The sequence below is a fragment of the Klebsiella sp. WP8-S18-ESBL-06 genome (assembly GCF_014169755.1).
In the GTDB taxonomy this organism is placed as follows: domain Bacteria; phylum Pseudomonadota; class Gammaproteobacteria; order Enterobacterales; family Enterobacteriaceae; genus Kluyvera; species Kluyvera ascorbata_B.
This window is the reverse complement of record NZ_AP022256.1, coordinates 4,798,548-4,824,351: the sequence shown is the minus strand read 5'-3', so window position 1 is coordinate 4,824,351 and position 25,804 is coordinate 4,798,548. Positions and strand designations below refer to the sequence as shown.

Here is a 25,804-nt window from a genome sequence, read left to right as displayed (position 1 = left end):
GACATCTTATGATTATTTGCCAATCATCGTCGACATGGTTTGCGCGATAAATTGCGCTCTGGCGCCAAAAATCACCTGAATGCCGTTATCGCCGACGAAAACAACGCCACGTGCGCCGATATTGTTCAGGCCATCTTTATCAACCGGCGCTTTATCCGACACTTCCAGATGCAGGCGCGTGATACAGGAGCCTACGGAAGCGATGTTTTGTTCGCCGCCCAGCAGGCCGATAATCTCCGTGGCCAGATCTTCATCGCTTTTATCGCTGGCGCTGACCGTGGTTTCGGTACGGCCCGGCGTTTTGACATCAAAACGGCGGATGACGAAGCGGAAGGTGAAGTAATAGATCAGCCCCATCGGCACGCCGACAATAATGGCGTTGAGGAAGTTGGTCTGATAGCCGTTAAACGACGGCAGGATGCCAAACGAGATGTAGTCGATAAGCCCGGCTGAGAAGGACTTAGCGATGTGTGCGTGCAGCAGGTACATCACCATATAGGAGAGACCGGCCATGATGGCGTTGAAGACGTAGAGAATCGGCGCCACGAAGATAAAGGTGAACTCAACCGGTTCGGTGATCCCGGTCAGGAAGCAGGTCAGCGCGGCCGAGAACAGGATACCGGCGGCGATTTTTTTATTCTTCGTGTGGGCTTCATGGTACATCGCCAGACAAGCCGCCGGCAGTGCGAACAGCATCAGCGGGAACTCGCCCTGCATAAACTTACCGGCATTCTGGTAGGTGTCGCTGCTGAAGGATTTCACGCCTTCCTCCAGCATTTTGAACCAGATAGTTTGATCGCCGTGAATCACCTGGCCCGCGTGGGTGGTGTAATCGCCGAAGGAGTACCAGAACGACGGATACCAGATATGGTGCAGGCCCAGCGGAATCAGCGCGCGTTCAACCAGACCGAAGATAAAGGTCGATACCGCCTGGTTATCGCCATTGATGATCACCGACAGTGCGTCGATACCCGCCTGAATGTGCTGCCAGATGTATGGCAGAACCAGCCCGAGCACAAACGACAGCAGCGCGGTAGCGATGGCGACGAAGCGTTTACCGGAGAAGAAGCCGAGGAATTCCGGCAACTGCATCTTGTGGAAACGGTTATAGCACCAGGCCGCGAGGATACCGCAAATCAGGCCGCCAAAGACGCCCATTTGCAGAGTCGGAATACCGACCACCATCGCATATTTCCCACCTTGCCCCGCCATCTCCGGCGTGATACCCAGCACGGTGCTGATGGTGATATTGGTGACGAAGACAGAAACGGCGGCAGACAGCGCCGCGATGCCGGACTCGGATGCCAGACCGACGGCGGAGCCGATGGCGAACAGCATCGGCAGGTTGTCGAAAATAATCCCGCCTGCGTTCATCATCAGCGGCAGGTGGAATTTATCCCCGAACGCCAGCAGCAGACCGGCCGCAGGCAGCAGCGAGATGGGCAGCATCAGCGCGCGGCCAATCATCGACAGTTTAGAAAGCGATTTAACGACACTCGATATCAGACTCATACTGATTTCCCCCGGATAGACGCCTCTTCGTGCGTGCTTTTAATAACCCTGTTTATGTTAGGTATAACGTTATAGTAGAACGTTCTACTTATCGTGAAACAAGCCATTAACGTCTGCAATAGAATTTTTGTTCAGGATGATGATGTGTGGAAAATATGCGAAGTGGCTCGCAATTTTAATTCTGTATAAAAAGTGTGGTTATCGTGATTGAAGCGATACGACGGGCGACGCGTCGCGATGGTTTCCACCTGGAAATGCGGTATTGCTAGTGCTTTATCTTCCCCGGATTCGGAAGATGAACTTTTTTCATCTTTACTGAGTATTACTCACTTTTTACGCCGATCTTTCTATTGACGCCCGTCGTCTTTTGCGGCATTTTTACATCCAGACGTCTAAACGGATAGATGTTTACAGTACAACAATAATGACATGCGATTGATGAGGTAAGGTATGAGCTTTTTTCACGCCAACCAGCGGGAAGCGCTGAACCAGAGTCTGGCTGAAGTAGCCGGTCAGATTAACGTTTCTTTTGAGTTTTTCCCGCCGCGCACCAGTGAAATGGAGCAAACCCTGTGGAACTCTATCGATCGTCTTAGCAGCCTGAAGCCGAAATTTGTGTCGGTGACCTACGGCGCGAACTCTGGTGAGCGTGACCGTACGCACAGCATCATCAAAGGCATTAAGGATCGCACGGGTCTTGAAGCCGTACCGCATCTGACCTGTATCGACGCCAGCCGCGATGAACTGCGGGCGATTGCCCAGGATTACTGGAACAACGGTATTCGCCATATCGTCGCCCTGCGCGGCGATCTGCCGCCGGGCAGCGGCAAGCCGGACATGTACGCCGCCGATCTCGTGACGCTGCTGAAGGACGTTGCGGATTTTGATATCTCTGTCGCCGCCTACCCGGAAGTACACCCGGAAGCAAAAAGCGCGCAGGCCGATCTGCTGAACCTGAAACGCAAAGTGGACGCCGGTGCTAATCGCGCGATTACGCAGTTTTTCTTTGACGTCGAAAGCTACCTGCGCTTCCGCGACCGCTGCGTATCCGCCGGTATTGATGTCGAAATTATCCCGGGCATCCTGCCGGTCTCTAACTTCAAGCAGGCGAAGAAATTTGCCGATATGACCAACGTGCGTATTCCGGCCTGGATGTCGACGATGTTTGAAGGTCTGGACGACGATGCGGAAACCCGCAAACTGGTCGGTGCCAGTATCGCGATGGACATGGTGAAAATCCTCAGCCGCGAAGGGGTGAAAGACTTCCATTTCTACACCCTGAACCGTGCGGAAATGAGCTATGCCATCTGCCACACGCTGGGTGTGCGTCCGGCATAACATTTTGCCGGATGGTGTTAGCTTATCCGGCCTACGACATGGGTATTTTGTAGGCCCGGTAAGCGAAGCGCCACCGGGCAATGGCTCGCGTTCAAATTCCCTGCCTGGACATAAGAAAATCCTCACATTTTTAGTGGTTTATTATCATTTCTCCCGATCGATCACAGCCAACTTACCCCAAATTGTGCAAGCATAGACTCGACCTGCGCAAAAATTCCTCTCTGGCAAGGGAAAAATAAGAGGAATTAACTATCAAATCCGTGGGTCATTTCAGCTATAACTTATCAGCAGGGGTGTATATCTTAACGATAAATACTGTAAGGGAGCATAGTGATGAGCACGCCAGACGATATCCAGAACGCAGGTAAATGTCCTTTCCACCACGGTGGTGGCCACGATCAAAGTGCGGGCGCGGGCACCAGTAGTAAAGACTGGTGGCCGAAGCAGCTTCGCGTTGACCTACTTAATCAGCATTCCAATCGATCCAACCCGCTGGGCGAGGACTTCGATTATCGTAAAGAATTCAGCAAATTAGATTACTCTGCGTTGAAGGGTGATATTCGTGCACTGTTAACAGACTCGCAGTCCTGGTGGCCAGCCGACTGGGGCGGCTATGTGGGGCTGTTTATCCGCATGGCGTGGCACGGGGCGGGTACCTATCGTTCAACCGATGGACGCGGCGGCGCAGGGCGCGGCCAGCAGCGTTTCGCACCGCTCAACTCCTGGCCTGATAACGTCAGCCTGGATAAAGCGCGCCGCCTGCTTTGGCCAATCAAGCAAAAGTATGGGCAAAAAATCTCCTGGGCCGATCTGTATATTCTTGCCGGTAACGTGGCGCTGGAAAACTCCGGCTTCCGCACCTTTGGTTTTGGCGCCGGGCGTGAAGACGTCTGGGAACCGGATCAGGACGTAAACTGGGGCGACGAAAAAGCCTGGTTGGCGCACCGTGATCCTGAAGAGCTGGCTAAACGCCCGCTGGCGGCCACAGAAATGGGCCTGATTTACGTGAACCCGGAAGGGCCGAACGCCAGCGGTGAACCGCTGTCTGCGGCATCTGCCATTCGCGCGACCTTTGGCAACATGGGGATGGACGACGAAGAAACCGTCGCACTGATCGCCGGCGGTCATACGCTGGGTAAAACCCACGGCGCGGCGTCCGCCACCCATGTTGGTCCGGATCCGGAAGCGGCGCCGATTGAATCTCAGGGCCTGGGCTGGGCAAACAGCTTTGGCAGCGGTGCGGGCAAAGATGCCATCACCTCCGGGCTGGAAGTCGTCTGGACTCAGACCCCGACCCAGTGGAGCAACTACTTCTTCGAGAACCTGTTCAAATATGAGTGGGTCCAGACCCGCAGCCCGGCTGGTGCTATCCAGTTTGAAGCGGTCGACGCACCGGAAATTATTCCAGACCCGTTCGATCCGTCGAAAAAACGTAAGCCAACCATGCTGGTTACCGACCTGACGCTGCGCTTTGATCCGGACTTTGAGAAAATTTCTCGCCGTTTCCTCAACGACCCGCAGGCCTTTAACGAAGCCTTCGCGCGCGCGTGGTTCAAGCTGACCCACCGTGATATGGGGCCAAAAGCGCGTTACATCGGACCGGAAGTGCCGAAAGAAGATCTGATTTGGCAGGATCCGCTGCCGCATGCGTTCTTCAACCCAACCGCAGAAGATATCGAAAGTCTGAAAGCAGACATTGCGGCTTCTGGCCTGTCCGTGAGCGAACTGGTCTCGGTGGCGTGGGCGTCAGCCTCGACCTTCCGCGGCGGTGACAAACGCGGTGGCGCTAACGGTGCCCGTCTGGCGCTGGCACCACAGCGCGGCTGGGAAGTGAACGCGACGGCCGCACGCGTGCTGCCGGTACTGGAAGGCATCTATAAATCAGCGCATAAAGCATCACTGGCCGATATTATCGTACTGGCAGGCGTGGTGGGCGTTGAGCAGGCGGCGAAAGCGGCTGGCGTTAGCATCAAGGTACCGTTCACTCCGGGTCGCGTTGACGCGCGCCAGGATCAGACGGATATCGAGATGTTTGAGCTGCTCAAACCGGTTGCCGATGGCTTCCGCAACTACCGCGCCGCGCCGGGTGAAGCGACGACGGAGTCTCTGTTAATCGACAAAGCGCAGCTGCTGACGCTGACCGCACCGGAAATGACGGTGCTGGTAGGCGGTATGCGCGTACTGGGCGCTAACTTTGACGGTAGCCAGCACGGCGTGCTGACCGACAACGTCGGCGCGTTGACGACCGATTTCTTCGTCAATCTGCTGGATATGCGCACCGAGTGGAAAGCGACTGACGAAACGTCCGAGCTGTTCGAAGGCCGCGACCGCGTCAGCGGCGAAGTGAAATACACCGGCACCCGTGCGGATCTGGTGTTTGGTTCTAATGCCGTACTGCGTGCGCTGGCAGAGGTGTATGCCTCTAGCGATGCCAAAGAGAAGTTTGTGAAAGACTTCGTGGCGGCGTGGGTGAAAGTGATGAACCTGGACCGTTTTGACCTGCTGTAAGGTGGCTTTGACGTTATAAAAAAATCCCCGCGAAAGCGGGGATTTTTTGTTTGTGTGGTGAGGGGGTTACTCCCACTCGTGCAGAAAACGCTGCCCATACTGGTCAGCGACCAGCAGCGCCGCGTATACGCGGTCAGGTTCCGCGCCGCCAGGCATGTTGTGAATCGTTTCCCCCTCGGCACAGGCTGCTTCCGCCACCAGGCGCATTTTTGCCGGAATATCATCTTTAATGTCCAGCTGTGCCAGGGTAATCGGCAGACCCACGCTGTGGCACAGTGCGGCCACGGTTTCAATTTCTTCAACCGGCGCGTTTTCCAGCACCAGTTGGGTCAGGGTGCCAAACGCGACTTTCTCGCCGTGGTAATAATGGTGTGCGTCCGGAATCGCCGTCAGCCCGTTGTGCACGGCGTGCGCGGCGGCCAGGCCTCCGCTTTCAAAGCCAACGCCGCTGAGGTAGGTATTGGCTTCGATCACGCGCTCCAGCGCCGGGGTGACCACGTGCTGCTCGGCGGCCAGCATCGCTTTTTCACCTTCTTCAATCAGCGTGTTGTAACACAGTTCAGCCAGCGCCAGCGCGGCCTGGGTGCACTTGCCGCCTGCCATCGTGGTGGCACCGCTACGTGAACAGGCGCGGGCCTCAAACCAGGTGGCCAGTGCATCGCCAATCCCGGCAGCCAGCAGACGGGCCGGGGCGCCGGCAACGATTTTGGTGTCGACAATCACCATATTCGGGTTGTGCGGCAGCATCAGGTAGCGGTCAAATTCACCGTCGTCGGTGTACAGCACGGAGAGCGCGCTGCACGGTGCATCGGTAGAGGCGATGGTGGGGACGATCGCGACCGGCAGATTCATAAAGTGGGCCAGCGCTTTGGCGGTATCCAGCGTTTTGCCGCCGCCAATGCCTAAAATGGCGCTGCATTTGGCGCTGTTTGCCACATCCTGCAGACGGTTAACTTCATTTTGTGAGCACTCGCCGCCGAAGGGGGCAATCTCAACGGCCAGCCCGGCCTCGGTCAGGCTTTTGCGCAACGTTTCTTCGGCAAATCCCAGCACGAATTTGTCGCCCACAACCAGCCAGCTGTTGGCCATCGGTTTTAAGTAATCACCCAGGCGAGTGATAACGTCAGCGCCCTGAATATACTTACCTGGTGATTGAATAATGCGATCCATACATTTCTCCCTTACAGGTTCAGATTACCAAATGCGTTCTTCCAGTCTTGCTCGAACTTCTCTATTGCTGACTCTACCGCGGGTGTGCCGAGCATTTGTTGCGCTACATCTAAAGGAAGGGTGATGGCTTCGCAGCCTGCCAGTAAACAGTCCAGCGCCTGACGCGGTGTTTTAAAGCTGGCGGCCAGTACCTTACTTTCCGGTACGTGGAGTTCCAGCAATGACTGTAATTCCTGCACCATGCGAATGCCGTCGCCGCCCTGGGTGTCAACGCGGTTCACATACGGGGCGACGTATTTAGCGCCCGCCAGCGCGGCCAGCAGCCCCTGTGAGGCGCTGTAAACCGCCGTGCCAAGAGTCGGAATGCCTTCTTTTTTCAGCAGTTTAATCGCCGCCAGCCCTTCAGCGGTAACCGGGACTTTGACCACAATCCCCGGAATGGCGTCATTCAGCTTGCGTGCTTCCGCCACCATGCCGTCAGCGTCGCGGCTCATGGTTTGGGCAAACAGCGTGCCGCTTTCGCCAACCGCTTTTTTCAGGCGCGGCAGCACATCCCAGAGAGATTCTTTGCTGGCAGCGACAATGCTGGGGTTGGTGGTCACGCCAGCAATGGGGAAAATGCGCGCCAGGCGTTCAACTTCCTGCACATTGGCGGTATCCAGATACAGTTCCATGCTCGTTCCTCTTAAAGTTCCAGTTCATGTTGCAGCAGACTGGCGATAGCGTCGGCAGAGGCGGCGTTAACCAGAGAGTTGCGGAATTCTTCGTGCATAATGCGGCGTGCCAGGCGCGAGAAGATGCGCATGTGCTGGTCGCCTGCGGCATGTTTGTTAAGCGTCAGCATAATGATGAACTGCGCTTCTTCATCGCCCCAGGTCACCGGTGCGGGCAGCCGCGCGACGCTGATGGTCGATTGTTCGATATGTTCAGATTTGCTGTGCGGAATGGCGAAGCTGAAGCCCAGCCCGGTGGAGAACACCGCCTCTCGCGCCCACAGGTCAGCCTCCAGCTTGCGTGGGTAGCGGCAGCGCCCGGCGAGCAGCAGATTGTCGGTCATCCCTTTGAGCACCTCTTCTTTGCTGCGCCAGTCGTTATCCAGCGAAATGCAGCGTGGGGTAATCAGCGGCGCGTCCTGCTGGCTCATGCGGAACTGCGCCAGCAGATGTTCGACTTCCAGCGAAGTGCGGCAGGCCATCGCCTGGTTAAGCAACTGACGGCAGGCGCGGCTGTCGAGCTGTGCCAGGCGGGCTTTGGTGGCCGGAATTGACGGTGCGCTCATGCTGATTTCATCCAGACCGAGGCCGACCAGTAGCGGCAGCACCGAGCCTTTCGCGCCCAGCTCGCCGCAAAGACCAATCCATTTGCCCTGGCGATGTACCGCCTGCACGGCGTAGTCGAGGGCGCGCAGGAAGGCCGGATTCAGACTGTTGTAGTGGCGAGTCACTTTGGCGTTATCGCGGTCGACCGCCAGCAGGTATTGCGTCAGGTCGTTACTGCCAATGCTGAAGAAATCGATCTCTTCACAGCATTGATCGATGATAAACATGACCGACGGTACTTCCAGCATGATGCCTAGCGGAATGCGTTCATCAAACGGTACGTGCTCGCTGCGCAGCTGTTGTTTGGCTTCGGCGACCTTTTCTTTTACCCACAGAATCTCTTCCATCGAGGAGATCATTGGGATCATAATTTTCAGGCTACCGTGTGCCGACGCGCGCAGAATGGCGCGTAGCTGAGTGGTGAACAGCGCCGAGTATTCTTCGTAGATACGCACCGCGCGATAGCCGAGGAACGGGTTGTTCTCCGCCGGAATATTAAGGTAATCCACCGGTTTATCGCCGCCAATGTCCATCGTGCGAATAATAATGCTCCGTCCGTTGGCGGACTCCAGTGCCTGGCAGAAAATATTGTACAGCTCGCTTTCACTCGGCTCGCTGGCCCTGTCCATATACAGCATTTCGGTGCGGAACAGACCGACCGCTTCTGCACCGTTGCCAAAAGCCGCCTGTGCTTCGACGGAGTGCGCGATGTTGGCGGCCACTTCCAGACGGATGCCGTCAGCGCTGCGCGCTTCTTTATGCAGCCACTCGCTTTGCTGTTCGCGAATAGCGGCCTGCATGCGGGCCTCCTGCTGATAGTAGCGGGCGATCGCTTCCGTTGGCGCGACGACAACCGCACCGGCGTTACCGTCTAGGTACACCGTCTGGTTTTGCCATGGTGTCATGGCGTCGATATCTACACCGACGAGCGTCGGAATGTTGAACGAACGGGCAAGAATAACCGTGTGTGACGTGGTACCACCGCTTTGCAGCAGCAGCCCTTTCAGTCGCGTTTTATCCAGCTCCAGGAACTGGCTTGGGGTCAGTTCTTCTGCGATGCAAATAGCCGGTTGGGTCAACTGCCCTGGTGCAGGGAAACGCTGTTCGCCGTAGATATGCTGGAGCAGCTGGAAGCCAACATCGCGCACATCCAGCGCGCGTTCCTGTAGATAACTGCTGCTAGAGCGGGCGAATTCGGCGCAGAAGTGGTTGGTGCTCTCGACAATGGCCTGTGCGCAGCTTAGGCCGCCGTTAACGCCCGCCAACAGGTGTTGGCGCAGCGAGGCGTCGGTCGCCAGCGAACGGTGTGCTTCAAGAATGGCGCTGGCGGTGCTGTCGCTGTCCAACAGGCGCAGTTCCAGCGTTCTGACCAGCCGGGTCAGCCCGGCGTCCAGCGCAGATTGCTCCTGTTCCGGACTTTGAGCCGATGGCAGATCGCTGAGGTTATTGAGATCCAGCGCGGCCAGGCGGGTTAAGGTACCGCCCGCGCTGCCGCTGCAAACGGGCTGAGCGCGGAACAGCGTTGGGTTCAGCCGGGTTAACGATTCTGGCAGGGGGGCCTGCTCAATGCTGTCAGCCTGCGCCAGCGGTGCGTCGCACAGCGGGAACTCGTCTTTTAGCCAGACGGAAAGGCGCTGGTGGGCGGCCTGTTCATCGCTGCCGTGAATGATGAGCTGGCAGCTATCGCCCGCCAGGGTATCGGTGCCAATCAGCGCCAGTGCGCTTTTGGCGTTGCCTTTACGGTCGGTGCGCAGGTTATGCCATTCAATATCACAGCGAAACGTGTTGCACAGCGTCTCAACATGGCTGGCCGGACGGGCGTGAACGCCGTTCGGTAATTCACAGACAAATTCAATAACCAACGCCATAGCCTTCTCTCCCAATCATTCGTTATAGGCAACAGAATAGGGGGCTTGCCATCGGCATCGCTATCTGACAATTATGCCAAAAACTGGACAAATGTATGGTCTGCTGGAAAATGAGAGCAACCTCACAGGTTGCTCTCTTCCCCTATAAAGAAGGGAAGCGGGTGAACTTTTGAGGTCGCTCGCATTTTTCTTCTGACATTACAAAAATCCAGTAAATGCACTTTTTATCCACTGTCTGCCCCGTCGCCAATTGCCTATTGTTTGTCACAACACCTTAATGGACATGGGCCAAAGAAGCCCAGGAGCGACTGATGAAAGAATTGGTGCACATACTCAAAAACACCCGTCAGCACTTAATGACTGGCGTGTCGCATATGATCCCGTTTGTGGTTGCGGGCGGCATTTTGCTGGCGGTCTCCGTCATGCTGTACGGCAAGGGGGCCGTACCGGATGCTGCTACCGATCCTAACCTGAAAAAGTTGTTTGATATTGGCGTCGCGGGCCTGACGCTGATGGTGCCATTCCTCGCGGCCTATATCGGTTACTCCATCGCCGAGCGCTCCGCGCTGGCACCGTGCGCCATCGGCGCATGGGTGGGCAACAGCTTTGGCGCGGGCTTCTTTGGCGCGCTGATCGCCGGGATTATCGGCGGTATCGTCGTCTACTACCTGAAGAAAATTCCGGTGCACAAAGTGTTGCGCTCGGTGATGCCTATCTTCGTGATTCCTATTGCCGGCACCTTCATTACCGCAGGGGTCATGATGTGGGGGCTGGGTGAACCGGTTGGTCTGCTGACCACCAGTCTGACCCACTGGCTGCAAGGGATGCAGCAGGGCAGTATCGTCGTGCTGGCGGTGATCATGGGCCTGATGCTGGCGTTCGATATGGGCGGCCCGGTGAATAAAGTCGCCTACGCCTTCATGCTGATCTGCGTGTCGCAGGGGGTGTATACCGTGGTGGCGATTGCCGCGGTGGGGATCTGCGTGCCGCCGCTGGGTCTGGGGCTGGCGACGCTGATTAACCGTAAGAATTTCAATAATGAAGAACGTGAAGCCGGTAAAGCGGCGCTGGTGATGGGCTGCGTGGGCGTGACCGAAGGGGCGATTCCGTTCGCCGCCGCCGACCCGCTGCGCGTTATCCCGTCAATCATGCTGGGCTCCGTTTGTGGTGCGGTAACCGCGGCGTTAATGGGTGCGCAGTGCTACGCCGGCTGGGGCGGTTTGATTGTCCTGCCAGTGGTGGAGGGCAAGCTGGGTTATCTGCTGGCAATTGTGGTAGGGGCGGTCGTCACCGCCGTCAGCGTCAACCTGCTGAAGAGTCTGGCACGTAAGAACAAAAAAGCGACGGTCGAAAAAGAAGACGACCTGGATTTAGATTTCGAAATTAACTGATTGAGAAGGTAGAGATTATGACCAATATTATTGCGGTAACGGCCTGTCCTTCCGGCGTAGCACACACGTACATGGCCGCAGAAGCGCTGGAAAGCGCGGCGAAATCAAAGGGCTGGAACGTGAAGGTCGAAACACAGGGGTCGATTGGTCAGGAAAATGAGCTGACGCAGAGCGATGTGGCGGCAGCAGATATGGTGATTCTGACCAAGGATATCGGCATTAAGTTTGAAGAGCGCTTTGCCGGTAAAACCATTGTGCGGGTGAATATTAGCGACGCAGTGAAGCGTGCTGACGCTATTATGAATAAAATTGAGGCACACTTAGCGCAGAGCGCCTAAGCATAACCTCGATACCATAGGTACCGACAGACTGGCGGGCGCGAAAGATTTTTGCGCCCGCCAGCGTTTATTTTCTGCAAGGAGGGGACGATGGCGGCAACGAGCGGACGAATGTTAGTGGCGGTAACCGCCTGCGTAAGCGGCGTGGCCCATACCTATATGGCGGCTGAACGTCTGGAAAAGCTCTGTCAGCAGGAAAAGTGGACGATAAAAATTGAAACCCAGGGCGCGCTGGGGATTGAAAATGCGCTTACGGAAGAGGATATCCGCCGCGCCGATGCCGTGCTGTTGATTACCGATATTGAACTGAACGGCAGCGATCGTTTTACGCAAAGCCGCTATGTACAATCAGGCATCAGCGCCTTTTTACGCGAGCCGCAGAAGGTCATGAGCGCGGTGCGTAAGCTGCTTTCCGCGCCGCAGCAGACGCATATTATTCTGACATAGTCAGTTGGCTGTGGTACTGGCGGCGGTACTCCGACGGCGAGCGCGCGGTGTTTTTGCGAAACAGTCGGCAGAAGTAATTGCTGTCTATAAATCCGCAGGCGTGGGCAATCTCTTTGACCTTTAAATCATACCCCTTCAATAGCCGCCTGGCGTGCTCCAGGCGGGTATGATTGAGGTATTCATTAAACCCCATAATGCCGCTTTTCTGGAACAGGTGTGACAGATAGTTTGGCGAAATATAGAACGCTTGCGCTACCGATTCACGGGTGAGCGGCTCGGCAAAATGGGTATCAATATACTCGCGAATCGCATCGAATAGCGCCTGGCTGCGTGAGGCAGTTTGGATCTGGCTGCTGAGCAGGTCGGCACAGTGGCTGACCAGGCTGGTGGCAATCAGCCGGGCGGTTTGCTGTTCCTGCGGCTGCATCTGGATTTCGCTCATGGTTTGCAGAAGGAAAGAGCCAATGCGTGGCCCGCGACGGGCGACGTGCTGTTTTGCGAGGTTTTGCAACCGCATGCCGTCCCACTGCTGAACGCTAAAGCCCAGCTGTTGCTTGCCAAACAGGATGCTGAGGGTGGTGGCGGAGGACTGCCACTGGGGAAAGTTCCAGCCGCCCGCAGGTACGTAAAGCGCCTCGAGCGCGTTCATGCAGGGGGCGTCATCACCCAGCCCTGCGTCGGCGAGCTGCCCCTCCAGCAGGATCTCCAGACGCGGAAAATCGACCTTAAACGCCATTTCTGGCAAAGGCGTGTGGTTAACCGCGAAATGAATTTTTTGCAGTGGCGTAATGCCGGAAGCAATCTGGGAAAGCAGCGGATTGATGTCGTAAAACATGAGGCTCCCTGTCGTGATGAACAACGAAGAAACCTTAACCGAGGGGATAAAAAAAGGCCACAAAGAATGTGGCCTTTTCAGATTGCTGACAAACCTGTTGGCGCGGTGCCGGATGGCGTCGCAAGCGACTTATCCGGCCTACAAAGGATGTCGGCAATCCACGTAGGCCCGATAAGCGCAGCGCCTTCCGGCAACGTACGCGGAATTAACCGGTGTTACGCATACCCGCCGCGACGCCGGCGATGGTGACCATCAGCGCCTGTTCGACGTTATGGTCTGGTTCCAGACCTGCTTCTTCCGCTTTACGCGAGCGATGCAGCAGTTCGGCCTGCAGGACGTTCAGCGGGTCGGTATAGATGTTACGTAGCTGGATAGATTCGGCGATCCATGGCAGATCGGCCATCAGGTGTGCATCGTTAGCGATATCCAGTACCACTTTGATATCGGCTTCCAGCTGCTCGCGCAGCTCGGCGCCCAGCGCCCACAGCTCAGGTTTCACCAGACGCTGATCGTAGTATTCCGCCAGCCACAGGTCCGCCTTCGAGTAGACCATTTCCAGCATACCCAGACGGGTAGAGAAGAACGGCCAGTCGCGGCACATCGTTTCCAGCGCGTTTTGCTTACCGTCTTCCACCACTTTTTGCAGCGCGGCACCGGCACCCAGCCAGGCGGGCAGCATCAGGCGGTTTTGCGTCCAGGCAAAGATCCACGGAATGGCTCGCAGAGATTCAACGCCGCCGGTCGGACGTCGTTTGGCCGGACGAGAACCCAGCGGCAGTTTACCCAGCTCTTGCTCCGGCGTAGCGGAACGGAAGTAAGGCACGAAATCTTTGTTTTCACGCACGTAGCCGCGGTACATCTCGCACGAGATGTCGGACAGCTCGTCCATAATGCCGCGCCATTCTTCTTTTGGCTCCGGCGGCGGCAGCAGGTTTGCTTCCAGAATAGCGCTGGTATACAGCGACAGGCTGCTGACGGTGACTTCCGGCAGACCGTATTTGAAACGGATCATTTCGCCCTGTTCCGTCACGCGCAGGCCGCCTTTCAGGCTCCCCGGCGGCTGTGACAGCAGCGCGGCATGGGCCGGCGCGCCGCCGCGCCCGATAGAACCGCCGCGGCCGTGGAACAGCGTCAGCTCAATGCCTGCTTTTTCGCAGGTTTTGATCAATGCGTCCTGTGCCTGATATTGCGCCCAGGAGGCTGCCATTACGCCCGCATCTTTTGCTGAGTCGGAATAGCCAATCATCACCATCTGTTTGCCCTGAATGAAGCCGCGATACCAGTCGATGTTGAGCAACTGGGTCATCACGTCATCGGCGTTGTTCAGGTCGTCCAGCGTTTCGAACAGCGGAGCGACCGGCAGTGCGAAGGTGATCCCGGCTTCTTTCAGCAGCAGATGAACCGCCAGCACGTCGGACGGCGTTTTGGCCATTGAGATCACGTAAGCGGCGACGGAACCCTGCGGCGCGTCGACGATCGCTTTACAGGTTTTGAGCACTTCGAGGGTATCGTTGCTCGGCTCCCAGCTGCGTGGCAGCAGCGGACGCTTAGAATTCAGTTCACGGATCAGGAATGCCTGTTTGTCGGCTTCAGACCAGCTTTCATAGTCGCCAATGCCGAGGTAGCGGGTGAGCTCGCCCAGCGCTTCGGTATGACGGGTGCTTTCCTGGCGGACGTCAATACGTACCAGCGGGACGCCAAAACACTTCACACGACGCAGGGTGTCGAGCAGTTCGCCGTTGGCGATAATGCCCATACCGCAGGCCTGTAGTGATTTATAACAGGCGTACAGCGGGTCCCACAGCTGTTCGTTCTGGCTGATCAGTCCCGCCGGTTTTGGCAGACGCTGGCCTTTGAGACGCGCTTCCAGCCAGGCCTGGGTGGCCATCAACTGACTGCGCAGGGTTTTCATCAGGTAGCGGTACGGTTCGGTTGCGCCTTCTTCGCCAACCAGCTCGCGCAGCTCGTCGGTGCATTCCACCATCGACAGCTCGGAGATCAGCACCTGAATATCTTTCAGGAACAGGTCGGTGGCTTTCCAGCGACTTAACAGCAGGACGTGACGGGTAATTTCTGCGGTGACGTTCGGGTTGCCGTCGCGGTCGCCGCCCATCCAGGAGGTAAAGCGTACCGGAACGAAGTCGACCGGCAGGCGATAGCCAAGGTTCTCTTCGAGCTGTTCGTTAAGTTCGCGCAGATAGTTAGGCACGCCTTCCCATAGGCTGTTTTCAACCACCGCAAAGCCCCATTTTGCTTCATCAACCGGGCTTGGACGATGCTTACGAATTTCATCCGTATGCCATGACTGGGCAATCAGCTGGCGCAGGCGGCGCATAATCTGGTTGCGTTCGTAGTCGGCAATATCGTTATTATCGAGCTGTTTCAAGCAGTTGTTGATTTCACCCATCTTGTGAATCAGCGTACGACGCGTGATTTCGGTTGGGTGGGCAGTCAGCACCAGCTCCAGTGACAGGGATTCAACCGCCTGTTTAATGGTGGTTTCGTTGAGATCGGGTTGGTCTTTGAGTTTGCGTAGAGTGCGGGCAATCACTTCCGGGTTGCTTGCCGCTTCGCCTTTCGGCGAAATGCTGTGGTACTGTTCGGCGGTGTTGGCCAGGTTAAGGAACTGGCTGAACGCGCGGGCGACCGGCAGCAGTTCATCGTTAGACAGGTTCTGCAGCGTGCTGAGCAGCTCCTGGCGATTGGCTTCGTTGCCCGCACGAGAAGATTTGGACAACTTACGGATCGTTTCTACACGGTCAAGAATGTTCTCACCAAGCGCATCCTTGATGGTATCGCCTAGCACTTTACCGAGCATACTGACATTACTACGCAACGCGGAATATTGTTCGTTCATTAACCCAGACACCCCATCTCATTTTATTTTGTTATATCCCGCCCTTTGGAACGAAAGGCCGGAATAAAGACACCTCTTTTATAAAGCCACGTAAAAACCCTTACGTCAATTGCTGCGAAATCGCTTCAGCAAACGAATAAATCGCGGCAATTTACGAAAGTTAATTCGCTTCGTGCCAGATAAGAAATGCTTATGAAAATGTGAGGGAGATCGCGGCTTAGAGATGCCGGATGGCGCTGCGCTTATCCGGCCTACGGGCGGGGGTAGGCCCGGTTGGCGTAGCGCCACCGGGCAAGATTCATTAGTGCCAGCAGAAGTGATGCACCACCTGGGTAATTAACTCGCGCGTCGGCTTAATAAAGCGGGTTTCCAGGTATTCGTCCGGTTGGTGTGCCTGGTTGATCGAGCCCGGGCCGAGGACGATTGTCGGGCACAGGGTCTGGATAAACGGCGCTTCGGTGCAGTAGTTCACGACGTCGGTTTTGGTACCGAGCAGTTTTTCCAGCACTTCAACCAGCTGGTGATCCGGCGGGCATTCGTAGCCAGGGATAGGCGCGTGCAGTTCGCTGACCGTCAGGCGCCCAGGCCACTGCGCGCTGACCGGCTCGAGCGCTTCATCCAGCAGACCGTTGAGATCGCCCAGCGTCATGCCCGGCAGCGGACGGATATCCATGTGCAGCTCACAGCAGGCGCAGATGCGGTTGGAGGCATCGCCACCATGAATGCTGCCGAGGTTTAGTGTTGGGTATGGCACGGTGAAGGCATCATAGTGATAGCGTTCTTTTAGCGAATCGCGCAGCTGCATCACGCGGCCAATGGCGTCATGCATGATTTCAATAGCGTTGACGCCGCGCGCCGGATCGCTGGAGTGGCCAGACTGGCCCATCACGCGAATGGCGTTCGACATATGGCCTTTGTGTGCGCGCACCGGCTGTAAGGACGTCGGCTCGCCGATGATGGCGCAGTCAGGACGGAGCTCGGTGGACTCGGAGAAGTAACGCGCCCCCGCCATGCTGGTCTCTTCATCTGCCGTTGCCAGAATGTACAGCGGTTTTTTCAGCGTCGTCACATCCACATCACGCAGCGCATCGAGAATAAAAGCGAAGAAACCTTTCATGTCGGCGGTGCCGAGGCCGTAGAGCTTGTTGTCGTGTTCGGTCAGGGTGAACGGATCGCGAGTCCAGCGCCCGTCATCAAACGGTACCGTGTCGGTATGACCGGCGAGCAGCAGCCCACCCGCGCCGTGGCCGGTGCTGGCCAGCAGGTTGAATTTATTGCGCGTGCCGGGGACCGGCTGCACCTCAACATTGAAGCCTAAAGAGGAGAACCAGTCTGCCAGCAGAGTGATTAAAGACGCATTACTCTGATCGAGCGCTTCTTCGGTTGCGCTGATGGACGGGGTGGCGATCAACGCACGGTAAATCTCGATAAATGGTGGTAAATTGTTTTTCATTGTTGACACACCTCGGGTCGTGATAGTATCAATATTCATGCAGTATTTGTGAATAAAAATACATTATCATTAGGCGTAAGAAAACCCACCAACGGTAGGGTGAAGTGACGACGCTTAATCAGGCAAACAGACATAAGAAGGTAAACGGCCCCGATGTTGAATACGCTGATTGTGGGCGCGAGCGGCTACGCTGGCGCAGAGCTTGTGACCTATGTGAATCGCCATCCTCATATGAACATAACCGCTTTGACGGTCTCAGCGCAAAGCAATGATGCAGGAAAGTTAATCTCAGATTTGCATCCACAGTTAAAAGGGATTGTCGATCTGCCGCTGCAGCCGATGTCCGATATCAGCGAATTTAGCGCGGGCGTAGACGTGGTGTTTCTCGCCACCGCGCATGAAGTCAGCCACGATCTGGCGCCGCAGTTCCTCGCGGCGGGCTGCGTGGTGTTCGACCTCTCCGGGGCGTTCCGCGTCAATGACGGTGCCTTCTACGAAAAATATTACGGTTTTACCCATCAGTACCCCGAACTGCTGGAGCAGGCGGTGTACGGTCTGGCGGAGTGGAACGCGGATAAACTGAAAGAGGCAACGCTTATCGCGGTGCCGGGCTGCTACCCCACGGCGGCGCAGCTTTCCCTGAAACCGTTGATTGATGCCGATCTGCTGGATCTCTCTCAGTGGCCGGTGATCAATGCGACCAGCGGCGTGAGCGGTGCTGGGCGTAAAGCAGCGATCTCCAACAGCTTCTGCGAAGTTAGCCTGCAGCCGTACGGCGTATTTACCCACCGCCATCAGCCGGAAATTGCCAGCCATTTAGGCGCCGAGGTGATTTTTACCCCGCATCTGGGCAACTTCCCGCGTGGGATTCTGGAAACCATTACCTGCCGTCTGAAACCGGGCGTAAGCCAGGCGCAGGTGGCGGACGCTTTACAACAGGCCTACGGCGACAAGCCGATGGTGCGTTTATACGAGAAGGGCGTTCCGGCGCTGAAAAACGTGGTGGGCCTGCCGTTCTGCGACATCGGTTTTGCCGTTCAGGGCGAACACCTGATCGTGGTAGCAACCGAAGATAACTTATTGAAAGGCGCCGCCGCACAGGCCGTGCAGTGTGCCAATATCCGTTTCGGCTTTGCTGAGACGCAGTCTCTTATTTAAGGTGTGACGATGATGAATCCATTAATTATCAAACTGGGCGGCGTGTTACTGGATAGCGAAGAGGCGCTGGAGCGTCTGTTTACCGCGCTGGTTAACTACCGCGAGTCGCATCAACGCCCGCTGGTGATTGTTCACGGCGGCGGCTGCGTGGTGGACGAACTGATGAAACAGCTCAACCTGCCGGTAAAAAAGAAAAATGGCCTGCGCGTCACGCCAGCCGACCAGATTGACATCATCACCGGCGCACTGGCGGGTACCGCCAACAAAACGCTGCTGGCATGGGCGAAGAAACATGATATCGCCTCCGTTGGCCTGTTCCTCGGCGACGGCGACAGCGTGAAGGTCAGCAAACTGGATGAAGAGCTGGGCCACGTGGGCCTGGCGCAGCCGGGTTCGCCGAAGCTGATTAATCTGCTGCTGGAAGGCGGTTTCCTGCCGGTGGTGAGCTCAATTGGCGTGACCGACGAAGGGCAACTAATGAACGTCAACGCTGACCAGGCGGCAACCGCGCTGGCGGCAACGCTGGGCGCCGACTTGATTCTGCTCTCCGATGTGAGCGGTATTCTCGACGGTAAAGGCCAGCGTATTGCCGAAATGACGGCGGCGAAGGCTGAACAGCTGATCGACCAGGGCATTATTACCGATGGAATGATTGTGAAGGTGAACGCGGCGCTTGATGCGGCGCGTACGCTGGGTCGCCCGGTGGATATCGCTTCATGGCGTCACGCGGAGCAATTGCCGGCGCTGTTTAACGGCACGCCGATTGGTACGCGTATTCTGGCTTAAACATTTGTGTGCCGGATGGCGGCGTAAACGCCTTATCCGGCCTGCGTGAACAGAACCTGTAGGCCGGATAAGCGTAGCGCCATCCGGCAGTGAAATCGAAGAAATTAAGGAAGCATGTTATGGCACTTTGGGGTGGGCGTTTTACTCAGGCAGCGGATCAGCGGTTCAAACAGTTCAATGACTCTTTACGCTTTGATTATCGCCTGGCGGAGCAGGATATCGTTGGCTCTGTTGCCTGGTCCAAAGCGCTGGTGACGGTTGGCGTGCTGACCGCTGACGAACAGTCTCAGCTGGAAAGCGCGCTGGGCGTGCTGCTGGAAGAGGTTCGCGCCAATCCGCAGCAGATTCTGGAAAGCGATGCTGAAGATATCCATAGCTGGGTAGAAGGCAAGCTGATCGACAAAGTGGGTCAGCTGGGTAAAAAGCTGCACACCGGCCGTAGCCGTAACGATCAGGTGGCGACTGACCTGAAGCTGTGGTGCAAAGATACCGTTGCAGAGCTGCTGGTGGCTAACCGTCAGCTGCAAAGTGCGCTGGTTGAGACGGCGCAGGCGAATCAGGACGCAGTGATGCCGGGCTATACTCACCTGCAGCGCGCGCAGCCGGTGACGTTTGCCCACTGGTGCCTGGCCTACGTTGAGATGTTGGCCCGTGACGAGAGCCGTCTTCAGGATACCCTGAAGCGTCTGGACGTTAGCCCGCTGGGCTGCGGCGCGCTGGCGGGGACCGCGTATGAAATCGACCGTGAACAGCTGGCCGGCTGGCTGGGCTTTGCTTCTGCAACCCGCAACAGCCTGGACAGCGTTTCCGACCGTGACCACGTGCTGGAGCTGCTTTCCAACGCCTCTATCGGCATGGTGCACCTGTCACGCTTCGCCGAAGATCTGATCTTCTTTAATACCGGGGAAGCCGGTTTTGTTGAGCTGTCCGATCGCGTGACCTCAGGCTCTTCTCTGATGCCGCAGAAGAAAAACCCGGACGCGCTGGAGCTGATCCGCGGTAAATGCGGACGCGTGCAGGGTGCGCTGACCGGCATGATGATGACCCTTAAAGGGCTGCCGCTGGCCTATAACAAAGACATGCAGGAAGACAAAGAAGGCGTGTTCGATGCGCTGGATACCTGGATGGACTGTCTGCACATGGCGGCGCTGGTGCTGGACGGCATTCAGGTGAAACGCCCGCGCTGCCAGGAAGCCGCGCAGCAGGGTTATGCTAACGCGACTGAACTGGCGGATTATCTGGTTGCCAAGGGCGTCCCGTTCCGTGAAGCACACCATATTGTGGGTGAAGCCGTCGTCGAAGCCATTGCACAGGGTAAACCGCTGGAAGATCTGGCGCTGGCTGATTTGCAAAAATTCAGCGCGGTGATTGGCGAAGATGTCTATCCGATTCTGTCGCTGCAATCCTGCCTCGATAAGCGTGCGGCGAAAGGCGGCGTATCACCGAAACAGGTGGCGCAGGCGATTAGCGACGCAAAGGCTCGCCTTGCGTAGCCATGTTTTGTAGGCCTGATAAGCGTAGCGCCATCAGGCACTAATATCAGTAGCCCGGCCAAGCGTAAGCAACGCCGGGTTTTTTATGCGTAAAAAAAGCGGGCCACGGGGCCCGCAAACGTTCATGTTGGCTTTATTTAGTCGAGTTTTGAGAGAAACTCAGAAATCGGCGCGATGACTTCAAGGGTTAAACAAGGACCGCGCGGTTTCTGTGGTTTATTATTAAACAGAATCCTTGATAGGGATAATCATTAATTGCTATTCTATCTATCGCCATGAACTATCGTGGCGATGGAGGATGAATAATGAATATTCGCGATCTTGAATACCTGGTGGCGTTAGCTGAACACCGGCATTTCCGCCGGGCGGCAGATTCCTGCCACGTCAGCCAGCCAACTCTGAGCGGGCAGATTCGAAAACTGGAAGATGAACTGGGCGTGATGCTGCTGGAGCGTACCAGCCGCAAGGTGCTGTTTACCCAGGCCGGACTGCTGCTGGTGGACCAGGCGCGTACGGTGTTACGCGAGGTCAAAGTGCTGAAGGAGATGGCTAGCCAACAGGGGGAGACGATGTCCGGCCCGCTGCATATCGGCCTGATCCCGACCGTTGGCCCGTACCTGCTGCCCCACATAATCCCGATGCTGCACCAGACGTTCCCGAAGCTCGAAATGTATCTGCATGAAGCGCAAACCCATCAGCTGCTGGCGCAGCTCGATAGCGGTAAGCTGGATTGCGCCATTCTGGCGCTGGTCAAAGAGAGCGAAGCCTTTATTGAGGTGCCGCTGTTTGATGAGCCGATGCTGCTGGCGATCTATGAAGATCACCCGTGGGCCGAGCGCGATCGCGTGCCGATGTCGGATCTGGCCGGTGAGAAACTGCTGATGCTGGAAGATGGCCACTGCCTGCGCGATCAGGCCATGGGCTTCTGTTTTGAAGCCGGTGCGGATGAAGATACTCACTTCCGCGCGACCAGTCTGGAAACCCTGCGCAATATGGTGGCGGCAGGCAGCGGGATTACCCTACTGCCGGCGTTGGCCGTGCCGCCGGAGCGGAAACGCGATGGTGTGGTCTACCTGCCGTGCATTAAGCCGGAACCGCGCCGCACCGTGGGGCTGGTGTATCGACCGGGTTCGCCGCTGCGCAGCCGCTATGAGCAGCTGGCAGAGGCCGTCCGTGAGACGATGGACGGCCATTTCGAAAAGACGTTAAAAAAGGCGATTTAAGCCGTTTAGCGCAGCGACCCGATAGGCTTCTGCCATGGTCGGGTAGTTAAAGGTGGTGTTAACGAAGTACTCAATGGTGTTACCGCCACCTTTCTGCTCCATAATCGCCTGGCCGATGTGAATAATTTCGGCCGCGCGTTCCCCAAAGCAATGAATGCCGAGGATTTCTTTCGTCTCCCGATGGAACAGGATCTTCAGGCTTCCTACGCTCATGCCCACGATTTGCGCTCGCGCCAGATGTTTAAACTGGGCGCGGCCCACTTCATACGGCACCTTCATCGCGGTCAGCTGCTGTTCGGTTTTGCCGACGGAGCTGATTTCAGGAATGGTATAGATCCCGGTCGGGATATCTTCAATCAGGTGAGCGGTCGCTTCGCCTTTCATCAGCGCCTGTGCAGCAATACGTCCCTGATCGTAGGCGGCGGAGGCCAGGCTTGGATAGCCGATGACGTCGCCGACGGCGTAAACGTGCGGCAGCGCGGTCTGGTACAGGCTATTGACCTTCAACTGACCGCGGCCATCGGCCTGCAGGCCGATGTTTTCCAGCGACAGCGAGTCGGTGTTGCCGGTACGGCCGTTGGCGAACAGCAGACAGTCGGCTTTTAGCTTTTTGCCGGACTTCAGGTGCATAATCACGCCGTCGTCCACGCCTTCAATTTTCTCGTACTCTTCGTTGTGGCGAATGACCACACCGCTATTCCAGAAGTGGTAAGACAACGAGTCTGACATCTCCTGGTCGAGAAACGCCAGCAGGCGGTCGCGGGTGTTGATCAGGTCAACCTTCACGTCCATACCGCGGAAGATAGACGCGTATTCGCAGCCGATAACCCCGGCGCCATAAATAATGACGTGGCGAGGTTCATGGTGCAAGCTCAGGATAGAGTCGCTGTCATAAATGCGCGGGTGAGTGAAATCGACATCGGCCGGACGATACGGGCGCGAGCCGCAGGCGATCACGAACTTGTCAGCGGTTAATGTTTCAACCGACCCATCCGGGCATTCCAGCGCGATGGTATGTTCGTCGACGAAACGGGCGTCGCCCTGCAGCATTTCGCAGTGATTGCGCTCATAAAAACCCTGACGCATACGAGTCTGCTGATTGATTACGCTATCGGCATGATTCAGGATGTCGGCAAAGGAAGAGCGGAGAAGTCGGCTGTGGTCGCTGTAGAGAGGGTTCTGGTTGAATTCGATAATACGGCTGACGGCGTGGCGAAGGGCTTTGGAAGGAATGGTACCCCAGTGGGTACAGCCGCCGCCGACATTATGATAACGCTCAATAACGGCGACACGGGCTCCCTGCTTCACCAGACCCATAGCAGCACCTTCGCCGCCGGGGCCGGAACCAATTACTATTGCATCATAATCGTAGGAATGTGGCATGGTAAGGCTTACCTGTTCTTATACATAAAAGCAACAGAATCATAACATCATCGAAGTAATAACCCAATTATCGTTGGGCTTTTTTCATACGAAATAGCATAAATAGCATGTAAACAATCATTAACAAAGCTGCGTAAGTCGATTCGTTTTAATCTCTGGTATAGTGCCAGCAGGTCATGTGGAAGGATTCAGTCATCGTGATGGGTGTTAGAGCGCAACAAAAAGAAAAAACCCGGCGGTCGCTGGTAGAAGCGGCATTCAGTCAACTTAGTGCCGAACGTAGTTTTGCCAGCCTGAGCCTGCGCGAAGTCGCGCGTGAGGCAGGAATTGCGCCAACCTCTTTTTATCGCCACTTCCGCGATGTGGATGAGCTGGGGCTGACGATGGTCGATGAAAGCGGCCTGATGCTGCGTCAGCTGATGCGTCAGGCGCGCCAGCGGATTGCCAAAGGCGGTAGCGTTATTCGTACCTCCGTTTCGACTTTTATGGAATTTATCGGCAATAATCCAAACGCCTTCCGCCTGCTTCTGCGCGAACGTTCAGGAACGTCCGCTGCATTTCGCGCGGCGGTAGCGCGTGAAATTCAGCATTTCATTGCGGAACTTGCTGACTATCTGGAAATCGAAAACCATATGCCGCGTGCCTTCACGGAAGCGCAGGCCGAGGCGATGGTAACCATTGTATTTAGCGCAGGGGCCGAGGCGCTGGACGTGAGCCCTGAACAGCGCCGGCAGTTGGAAGAACGGCTGGTGCTGCAATTACGGATGATCTCAAAAGGCGCGTACTACTGGTATCGCCGTGAACAAGAGAAGACGACACATCAGTCCGAATAAGGTGGTAAACGAGCAATGAAACTGTCAGGTCAAGAAAAGGGTACGCTGCTGCTGGCGCTGTTGGCTGGCTTATCGATTAACGGCACGTTTGCAGCCCTGTTTAGCTCCATCGTACCTTTCTCCGTTTTTCCCATTATCTCGCTGGTGCTGACGGTTTACTGTCTGCATCAACGCTATCAGAACCGTACGATGCCGGTGGGGTTGCCAGGCCTTGCTGCTGCCTGCTTCATTCTGGGCGTGCTGCTGTATAGCACCGTGGTGCGTGCCGAGTATCCGGACATCGGGTCTAACTTCTTCCCGGCGGTACTGTCGGTAGCGATGGTCTTCTGGATCGGTTACCGGATGCGTAACCGCAAACACGAGTCCTAATCAGTAGGCCGGATAAGCGCAGCGTCATCAGGCGCTGACGGAGCAGATTGCCGGATGGCGGCTTCGCTTATCCGGCCTACGTTAAGTCTTACTTCTTCGTGAGCAGTACGCCGCATTCCATATGGTGGGTGTATGGGAACTGGTCGAACAGCGCCAGGCGGCTAACGTTATGCGTCTGGCTCAAGGTTTCCAGGTTCTGGCATAGCGTCTGCGGGTTACAGGAGATGTACAGAATATTCGGGTACCCCTGCACCATTTTCTCGGTTTCACTATCCAGCCCGCTGCGCGGTGGGTCGACGAAAATCGTTTCGCACTGATAGCTTTTCAGATCGATGCCCTGCAGGCGGTTAAACTCACGCACGCCGTTCATCGCCTGCGTAAACTCCTCTGCCGCCATGCGGATAATCTGCACGTTGTCGATCTGGTTGGCGGCGATATTGTACTGCGCGGCCGCAACCGACGGCTTGGCGATTTCAGTGGCCAGCACGCGGTTGAAGTTGCGCGCCAGCGCCAGCGAGAAGTTACCGTTACCGCAGTACAGTTCCAGCAGGTCGCCGCGTGAATTTTGCGTGGCGTTGAGTGCCCACTCCAGCATGTGAATGTTCATCGCAGCATTCGGCTGCGTGAAGCTATTCTCCACCTGACGGTAGATCATTTCTTTGCCTGCCACCGGCAGGCGTTCATCGATATAGTCCTGATCCAGTTCGATTTTTGTTTTCGTCGCGCGGCCAATCAGATGCATGTTAAGCCCTTTGGCCCGCAGCGCGTCACGTAGCGCTTCAGCCTCTTCACGCCACTCGTCATCCAGCTTTTTATGGTACAGCAGCGAGACTACCGCCTGATGGCTTAGGGTGGTGAGGTAGTCAATCTGGAACAGCTTATGGCGAAGCGCGTGGTTGCCGCGCACGCCCTCGAGCATGGCGGTCATCAGCGTGTTAATCAGCTCGCTGGCCGCCGGGAACGTGTCGACGCGAATACGGCTTTTGCTCTGCTGGTCGAACATGATGTGATACAGGTCATCACCATCGTGCCAGATGCGGAATTCGGCGCGCATGCGGTAGTGGCTGACCGGCGAGCGGAACACCTCCGGCGCGGGCGCGCTAAACGGCGCCATCATCGTTTGCAGGCGAGTGACTTTCTCGGCGAGCTGAGCGTCGTACTGTTCGGTAGGGAGGTGTTCGGGGGTCATGATGCATCCTGAATAATAAAAGTACGCGGGGATTGTAGGGCCTGCTCAGGGGATGTCCAGTACCGAGACAGGTGAAAATCATAAATAGCAGTCTGGACATCTATATGTAACTAAATGTAGCATCCCCGTACCGGTCCTGTGAGTTAAAAGGGAATCCAGTGTGAATCTGGGGCTGACGCGCAGCGGTAAGGAAGGTGGGAAACGAATGCACCCGATGCAGACACTGCGGCTTGCCGTGGGAAGTCCTCGTTTTCCGATGTCGCCTCCAAGCCCGAAGACCTGCCGGATGACGTCGCATGGGGTTTTATCGTCGCGAACAACGTATAAAGCCTGC

The 25,804-nt window shown here is 56.4% G+C and carries 20 protein-coding genes and 1 riboswitch; of the genes, 11 read left to right on the top strand and 9 right to left on the bottom strand.

The annotated features are described in order from the left end of the window. Positions 1 to 12 precede the first annotated feature (12 nt). Positions 13 to 1,512: a PTS transporter subunit EIIC gene (locus tag H7R76_RS23035; protein ID WP_182966580.1), complete on the bottom strand. Its 1,500-nt coding sequence runs from the start codon at positions 1,510 to 1,512 to the stop codon at positions 13 to 15. Positions 1,513 to 1,962: 450 nt separating this feature from the next. On the opposite strand from H7R76_RS23035, the gene metF reads away from it, so the two are divergent. Both metF and katG read left to right on the top strand, forming a co-directional pair. Beyond that, entirely contained in the window at positions 1,963 to 2,850 is an 888-nt protein-coding gene (gene metF / locus H7R76_RS23030) for a methylenetetrahydrofolate reductase (protein ID WP_106929383.1), read from the top strand. Between the two features lie 333 nt (positions 2,851 to 3,183). Then, the gene (gene katG, locus H7R76_RS23025; RefSeq protein WP_182966578.1) at positions 3,184 to 5,358 is read left to right on the top strand and encodes a catalase/peroxidase HPI; all 2,175 of its coding nucleotides are present in this window, start codon (positions 3,184 to 3,186) and stop codon (positions 5,356 to 5,358) included. A 66-nt stretch (positions 5,359 to 5,424) separates the two neighbouring features. Here katG and gldA read toward each other — a convergent pair whose 3' ends face one another. From gldA to ptsP, 3 genes are read right to left on the bottom strand one after another with little or no spacing between them, the layout of a single operon-like run. Beyond that, a complete protein-coding gene (gene gldA, locus H7R76_RS23020) occupies positions 5,425 to 6,528 on the bottom strand; it encodes a bifunctional L-1,2-propanediol dehydrogenase/glycerol dehydrogenase (RefSeq protein ID WP_106929386.1) in 1,104 nt (367 codons plus the stop codon). A gap of 11 nt (positions 6,529 to 6,539) precedes the next feature. Next, on the bottom strand, positions 6,540 to 7,202 hold the full coding sequence (gene fsa, locus H7R76_RS23015) for a fructose-6-phosphate aldolase (RefSeq protein WP_182966576.1): 663 nt from the start codon (positions 7,200 to 7,202) through the stop codon (positions 6,540 to 6,542). An 11-nt stretch (positions 7,203 to 7,213) separates the two neighbouring features. Further along, positions 7,214 to 9,715, bottom strand: coding sequence for a phosphoenolpyruvate--protein phosphotransferase (gene ptsP / locus H7R76_RS23010; protein WP_182966575.1), 2,502 nt, complete (start codon positions 9,713 to 9,715; stop codon positions 7,214 to 7,216). A 311-nt stretch (positions 9,716 to 10,026) separates the two neighbouring features. On the opposite strand from ptsP, the gene H7R76_RS23005 reads away from it, so the two are divergent. From H7R76_RS23005 to H7R76_RS22995, 3 genes are all read left to right on the top strand, one after another. Next, positions 10,027 to 11,106: a PTS fructose transporter subunit EIIC gene (locus H7R76_RS23005; protein WP_106929391.1), complete on the top strand. Its 1,080-nt coding sequence runs from the start codon at positions 10,027 to 10,029 to the stop codon at positions 11,104 to 11,106. A 17-nt stretch (positions 11,107 to 11,123) separates the two neighbouring features. After that, positions 11,124 to 11,444 (top strand): PTS fructose-like transporter subunit IIB, encoded by a 321-nt coding sequence (locus H7R76_RS23000; protein ID WP_106929393.1) that lies wholly within the window; start codon positions 11,124 to 11,126, stop codon positions 11,442 to 11,444. Between the two features lie 90 nt (positions 11,445 to 11,534). Then, positions 11,535 to 11,891 carry a PTS fructose-like transporter subunit IIB gene (locus H7R76_RS22995; RefSeq protein ID WP_223878958.1) on the top strand — a complete coding sequence of 119 codons (357 nt, stop codon included), beginning with the start codon at positions 11,535 to 11,537 and terminating at the stop codon, positions 11,889 to 11,891. Here the strand turns inward: H7R76_RS22995 and H7R76_RS22990 are convergent. The 3 genes from H7R76_RS22990 to argE form a co-directional block, all read right to left on the bottom strand. Beyond that, positions 11,878 to 12,726 carry a helix-turn-helix transcriptional regulator gene (locus H7R76_RS22990; RefSeq protein ID WP_106929395.1) on the bottom strand — a complete coding sequence of 283 codons (849 nt, stop codon included), beginning with the start codon at positions 12,724 to 12,726 and terminating at the stop codon, positions 11,878 to 11,880. The two genes, H7R76_RS22995 and H7R76_RS22990, sit on opposite strands and share 14 nt — an antisense overlap. Before the next feature lie 205 nt (positions 12,727 to 12,931). Next, positions 12,932 to 15,583 (bottom strand): phosphoenolpyruvate carboxylase, encoded by a 2,652-nt coding sequence (gene ppc, locus H7R76_RS22985; protein ID WP_106929397.1) that lies wholly within the window; start codon positions 15,581 to 15,583, stop codon positions 12,932 to 12,934. Between the two features lie 301 nt (positions 15,584 to 15,884). Next, positions 15,885 to 17,036 (bottom strand): acetylornithine deacetylase, encoded by a 1,152-nt coding sequence (argE, locus tag H7R76_RS22980; protein WP_106929399.1) that lies wholly within the window; start codon positions 17,034 to 17,036, stop codon positions 15,885 to 15,887. A 153-nt stretch (positions 17,037 to 17,189) separates the two neighbouring features. Between argE and argC the strand changes: the two genes are divergently transcribed. The 4 genes from argC (at position 17,190) to oxyR (ending at position 21,696) form a co-directional block, all read left to right on the top strand. Further along, on the top strand, positions 17,190 to 18,194 hold the full coding sequence (gene argC, locus H7R76_RS22975; RefSeq protein WP_106929400.1) for an N-acetyl-gamma-glutamyl-phosphate reductase: 1,005 nt from the start codon (positions 17,190 to 17,192) through the stop codon (positions 18,192 to 18,194). Between the two features lie 9 nt (positions 18,195 to 18,203). Then, on the top strand, positions 18,204 to 18,980 hold the full coding sequence (argB, locus tag H7R76_RS22970) for an acetylglutamate kinase (RefSeq protein ID WP_106929402.1): 777 nt from the start codon (positions 18,204 to 18,206) through the stop codon (positions 18,978 to 18,980). A gap of 119 nt (positions 18,981 to 19,099) precedes the next feature. Further along, on the top strand, positions 19,100 to 20,473 hold the full coding sequence (gene argH / locus H7R76_RS22965; RefSeq protein ID WP_106929404.1) for an argininosuccinate lyase: 1,374 nt from the start codon (positions 19,100 to 19,102) through the stop codon (positions 20,471 to 20,473). Positions 20,474 to 20,778: 305 nt separating this feature from the next. Beyond that, positions 20,779 to 21,696, top strand: a complete 918-nt coding sequence (gene oxyR, locus H7R76_RS22960; protein ID WP_106929406.1) for a DNA-binding transcriptional regulator OxyR — start codon at positions 20,779 to 20,781, stop codon at positions 21,694 to 21,696. On the opposite strand, the gene sthA is transcribed toward oxyR, so the two are convergent. Next, positions 21,679 to 23,079, bottom strand: a complete 1,401-nt coding sequence (gene sthA, locus H7R76_RS22955) for a Si-specific NAD(P)(+) transhydrogenase (protein WP_106929407.1) — start codon at positions 23,077 to 23,079, stop codon at positions 21,679 to 21,681. The genes oxyR and sthA overlap by 18 nt on opposite strands. 197 nt (positions 23,080 to 23,276) lie before the next feature. Between sthA and fabR the strand changes: the two genes are divergently transcribed. Then, positions 23,277 to 23,912: an HTH-type transcriptional repressor FabR gene (fabR, locus tag H7R76_RS22950; RefSeq protein ID WP_106929409.1), complete on the top strand. Its 636-nt coding sequence runs from the start codon at positions 23,277 to 23,279 to the stop codon at positions 23,910 to 23,912. Positions 23,913 to 23,927: 15 nt separating this feature from the next. Next, positions 23,928 to 24,281: a YijD family membrane protein gene (locus H7R76_RS22945; RefSeq protein WP_106929411.1), complete on the top strand. Its 354-nt coding sequence runs from the start codon at positions 23,928 to 23,930 to the stop codon at positions 24,279 to 24,281. Between the two features lie 88 nt (positions 24,282 to 24,369). On the opposite strand, the gene trmA is transcribed toward H7R76_RS22945, so the two are convergent. Further along, positions 24,370 to 25,470: a tRNA (uridine(54)-C5)-methyltransferase TrmA gene (gene trmA / locus H7R76_RS22940; protein WP_182966572.1), complete on the bottom strand. Its 1,101-nt coding sequence runs from the start codon at positions 25,468 to 25,470 to the stop codon at positions 24,370 to 24,372. A 114-nt stretch (positions 25,471 to 25,584) separates the two neighbouring features. Beyond that, positions 25,585 to 25,771: riboswitch (cobalamin riboswitch) on the top strand. The last annotated feature ends 33 nt before the right edge of the window (positions 25,772 to 25,804 follow it).